The sequence below is a fragment of the Streptomyces sp. NPDC002734 genome (assembly GCF_040295685.1).
GTDB lineage: Bacteria > Actinomycetota > Actinomycetes > Streptomycetales > Streptomycetaceae > Streptomyces.
On the sequence record NZ_JBEOVU010000049.1, the window covers coordinates 1 to 4,111 of the forward strand.

Sequence of the window (4,111 nt, forward strand, 5' to 3'; positions counted from 1 at the left end):
GCAGGGCCAGCGCCGAGGGGCGGGCTGGCAGCTGTTGACCGGGTCTCCTCAGCCTTCCTTCGCCGTCTCGGGCGGCTCGGTCCCGCCGCTTCGTCGTACGGGGTGTCCCGAGGGGAACGGCCGTCAGGCCTCGCGGCGGTGCCGCCCGCCCTGGTCCGGCGCCTCGGTGGCGACGGCTCCCTCGGTGGCCACGGCGCCCTCGGTCGGCTCGGCGCCCGCGGGGCCGGTGACGGGGTCCTGGGCCGCGGCCTCGGCGGCCGCCTCGGCCCGCTCCCGCTCCTCCATCTCGGCGAAGACGTCGATGGGCGCGGGCGCCTTGGCCAGGAAGACCCAGGTCAGCCAGACGGCCAGCAGGAACGGCGGGATCTTCAGCCCGATCAGCACCCAGCCGAGCTCGGTGGTGTCCGCCCACCAGTACAGCGGGAAGAGGATCGCGCACTTGGCGAGCAGGATCAGGCCCCAGGCGACGCTGGCCTTGGAGTAGGCCTTCTTGCGGCCCGGGTTCCGCTTGCGCCAGGACAGGTTCTCCTTGAACAGCGGTCCGAGGATCACGCCGATCAGGGGGAAGCCCAGCGCCGTGGACAGCAGGTAGGCCACCGCGAGACCCAGCGTGTAGAGCATGCCGGGCAGGTAGAAGTCCTTGGCGTTGCCCGTCATCATCGCGAACACCACGCCGAAGGCCACCCCGAAGACGCCGCTGAAGGCGTGCTTGACGGTGTCCTTGCGGACCAGCCGGACGACGCCCATCAGCAGGGACACCGCCAGCGCGGCGATCGCCGAGACGTGCAGGTCCTTGTTGACGGTGTAGATCGCGACGAAGATCAGGCCGGGCACGACCGTCTCGATCATGCCGCGGACGCCGCCGAAGGCCTCGCCGAGTGCGGCCTCGGTCGCCGCCCGTGAGTCGTGCTCCGTCTGCGGTGCCTCTTCGGTCGGCTTGTCGAGCGACGTCACCGGCTACTCCCGTCCGAGGGGTCTCAGTTCGTAGTGGGGGTTGAACAGCACGCGGCGGCCCCGGATCAGGGTGATCCGTCCCGACGCGATCAGTCTGCGTCCGGGCTCCACGCCCACGATGGAGCGCCTGCCCAGCCACACCACGTCCAGGGCGGCCGAGCCGTCGAACAGCTCGGCCTCCAGGGCGGGGACCCCGGCCCGCGGGCGCAGGGTGACCGTGCGCAAGGTACCAGTGACGGTGACGACCTCCCGGTCGCTGCAGTCACCTATTCGGGTCATTCCCGCGGTGTCCGTCTCCTCCCGCAGCTCCTCGCGCTCCAGGTCCTCCTGGGACGAGGAGAGCCGGTCGATCATGCGGCGGAACCGGCCCACCGGCTTGTCGGAACGGGGAACAGCGTTCATGCATGCAGCCTACCGGGGCGGCGGGAGCCGCCGGAACCCGAACGGAACGAGGCATTCCGCACCCTCGCCGGGGGAACGGAGGTTCCACCGGAAGAGTGCGAAGGCCTGCCCGCCCACGGGCTCCGAGCGCGGTCCGCCGGGCCCCCTGGTCGGCGCCGGAACGCACTCCGCCGCGCCCCTCGAAGGGGCGCGGCGGGGCAGTGACTAGCGGATCTCGGAGATCTCCGGGCCGCGCTGGAGCTGGCCGATGCCGCCCGCGAAGCGCGAGCCCTGGTCCTCGGCCGGCGTCTGCATGCCCTCGGGCACCATCTGCGCGTCGTTCGGCAGCTTCAGCACGATCGGGTCCCGCGGAGCCATCGGCCCCTCGCCCCGGACCACGACCGTGTCGCGGAAGATGTGCTCCAGCAGACCGGCGGCCTCGGGCTGCACCGCGCCCTGCCCGGAGATGACGCCCCGCAGGAACCACCGCGGGCCGTCGACGCCGACGAACCGGACGACCTGGAAGCCGCCCGTGCCGTCGGGCAGCTTCACCGGTACCTGCGCGCGCAGCTCCCAGCCCAGCGGGCCCTCGGTCTCGTCGACGATGCCGCCCTGCTGGGTGATGCCGGAGGCGATCTCCTCCCGCACCTCGCCCCAGATGCCCTCACGCTTGGGGGCGGCGAAGGCCTGCAGCTGGATGGCGCTGTCGCGCAGCACGACGGTCGCGGCGACGATGGCGTCACCGGCGACCTCCACGCGCAGCTCCATGCCGTCGACCCCCGGCACGAACACGCCGCCGAGGTCCACGCGGCCCTCGCCGGGCTCACGGACCTCGGAGCTGTCCCAGGGCCCGTCGGGGCGCGGGGCAGGCTCCAGCCTCACCCGCTCCTGACCGGCCTCTTCCGCCCCGCTGCCGACACCGCCGACGACCTGCTCGGCCTCGCCCGCCGCGCCCTCGGCAGTGCCCTTCTTGCGACGTCCGAACACGTCACTGTCCTTCCCGGTCGGATACGCCCGAACCGTATCGATTCCCACCCGCCAAGTCGCCCACCGCGGCGTGACCGCCGGTGGACCCGAAGCCCCCCGCGGCCCGTACCGAGCCGGGAAGTTCCGCCACCTCGTGGAAGCGGACCCTCTCGACCTGCTGGACGACCAGTTGCGCGATCCGGTCGAAGCGCTCGAACCGCACCGACTCGCGCGGGTCGAGATTCACCACGATCACCTTGATCTCCCCACGGTACCCGGCATCCACCGTCCCTGGGGCGTTCACCAGTGCCACACCGCATCGAGCTGCCAGACCCGAGCGCGGGTGCACGAAGGCGGCGTACCCCTCGGGCAGGGCGATCGAGACCCCGGTGGGCAGCACGGTCCGCTGCCCGGGGGCCAGTTCGCAGGCCTCGGTGGTGCGCAGATCGGCGCCCGCGTCGCCCGGGTGGGCGTAGGCGGGCAGCGGCACCTCGGGGTCGAGGCGGCGGATCAGCACCTGGAGGCCGTCGCTCACGGGTTCACCTCGAAGGCACGCGCCTGGCGCACCGCGTCGGGGTCGTCCATCACGGCCTGGATCTCTTCCTTGCGGCCGTTCTCGATGAAGTGGTCGACCTTGACCTCGATGAACAGCGCGTCCGCGCGGACCGCCACCGGGCCCTCGGGGCCGTCCAGGCGCCCGACGGCGGTCGCGTAGATCTTGCGGCCGGCCACGGCGGTGACCTCGGCGGTGATGTGGAGCACGCTGCCCACCGGCACCGGACGCCGGTAGTCGGTCTCCAGCCGCCCGGTCACCGAGATGGTGCGCAGCAGCCAGTTGAGGGAGCCCAGCGCGTCGTCCAGCGCGGTGGCGAGGATGCCGCCGTGCGCCAGACCGGGGGCGCCCTGGTGTTCGGGACGCACGGTGAACTCGGCGGTGACGTCGACGCCGTCGCCGGCCCGGGTGACCAGGTGCAGTCCGTGGGGCTGGCCGGAGCCGCAGCCGAAGCAGTTCTCGTAGTGGGAGCCGACGGGCTCGCCGGGGGCGGGCGCCTCGGGGTGCCGCACCGGGGCGGCGGCGTCGGCGGGGGGCTGCACGGCCGTGTTCGTTGCACTCACGGCGCAGACCTTACCCGCGCGTACGCGCGAGGCGGACACCGTGCCAAGCTTGACGGCATGGAGCGTTCCCCCTCGCAGAGCCCGCAGCCGCCCGCCTCGCCGACGCCCGCCCCGGGCGGGGCGACACCTGCCCGCGCCGTCGTCTCCTACGACGAGCGCCTGTCGGCGCCGTGGCACTGGTGGCTGTACTGCCTGCTGCTGGGCATGGCGGCGGCCCTGGTCGTCTATCCGTTCGGGGTGCTGCCGATGCTCGGCGGCCTGGTGCTGGGCGGGGCCCTGTCGGCGATCGTGGTGAGCTCCTACGGCTCGGCCAGGATCCGGGTGGCGGGCGACGCGCTGCTGGCGGGCGAGGCGCGCGTGCCGGTGCGGGCGCTGGGCGCGGCGGAGGTCCTGGACCCGGCGGAGGCGCGCGCCTGGCGGTCGCACAAGGCCGATCCGCGCGCGTTCATGCTGCTGCGCGCCTACGCGCCGAGGGCGCTGCGGGTCGAGGTCGTCGACCCGCAGGACCCGACTCCCTACCTCTACCTGTCCACCCGCGAGCCGGAGCGGCTGGCGGCGGCGATCGAGGCGGCCCGCCCGGCGGCGAGCTAGCCGCCCGGGTCAGTCCTTCGGCGGGCCGTCGCCGCCCGGAGTCAGTCCTTCGGCGGGCCGTCGCCGCCCGGAGTCAGTCCTTCGGCGGGCCGTCGCCGCCCGG

6 protein-coding genes are annotated in these 4,111 nt (G+C 73.6%); 1 reads left to right on the forward strand and 5 read right to left on the reverse strand.

The genetic code is table 11. The features are described from left to right. Positions 1-123: 123 nt before the first annotated feature. The 5 genes from ABT026_RS29985 to ABT026_RS30005 all read right to left on the reverse strand — a co-directional run bounded on the left by ABT026_RS29985 (position 124) and on the right by ABT026_RS30005 (position 3,417). Positions 124-954 carry a DUF3159 domain-containing protein gene (locus tag ABT026_RS29985; protein ID WP_351118338.1) on the reverse strand — a complete coding sequence of 277 codons (831 nt, stop codon included), beginning with the start codon at positions 952-954 and terminating at the stop codon, positions 124-126. Between the two features lie 3 nt (positions 955-957). Then, entirely contained in the window at positions 958-1,356 is a 399-nt protein-coding gene (locus ABT026_RS29990; RefSeq protein WP_351118339.1) for an OB-fold nucleic acid binding domain-containing protein, read from the reverse strand. 204 nt (positions 1,357-1,560) lie between these two features. Further along, the gene (locus ABT026_RS29995; RefSeq protein WP_351118340.1) at positions 1,561-2,322 is read right to left on the reverse strand and encodes a DUF3710 domain-containing protein; all 762 of its coding nucleotides are present in this window, start codon (positions 2,320-2,322) and stop codon (positions 1,561-1,563) included. Position 2,323: 1 nt separating this feature from the next. Further along, the gene (gene dut / locus ABT026_RS30000; RefSeq protein ID WP_382557670.1) at positions 2,324-2,818 is read right to left on the reverse strand and encodes a dUTP diphosphatase; all 495 of its coding nucleotides are present in this window, start codon (positions 2,816-2,818) and stop codon (positions 2,324-2,326) included. Positions 2,819-2,832: 14 nt separating this feature from the next. Next, positions 2,833-3,417: a PaaI family thioesterase gene (locus ABT026_RS30005; protein WP_351118342.1), complete on the reverse strand. Its 585-nt coding sequence runs from the start codon at positions 3,415-3,417 to the stop codon at positions 2,833-2,835. A gap of 57 nt (positions 3,418-3,474) precedes the next feature. On the opposite strand from ABT026_RS30005, the gene ABT026_RS30010 reads away from it, so the two are divergent. Further along, positions 3,475-4,008 (forward strand): DUF3093 domain-containing protein, encoded by a 534-nt coding sequence (locus tag ABT026_RS30010; protein ID WP_351118343.1) that lies wholly within the window; start codon positions 3,475-3,477, stop codon positions 4,006-4,008. Positions 4,009-4,111: the final 103 nt, after the last annotated feature.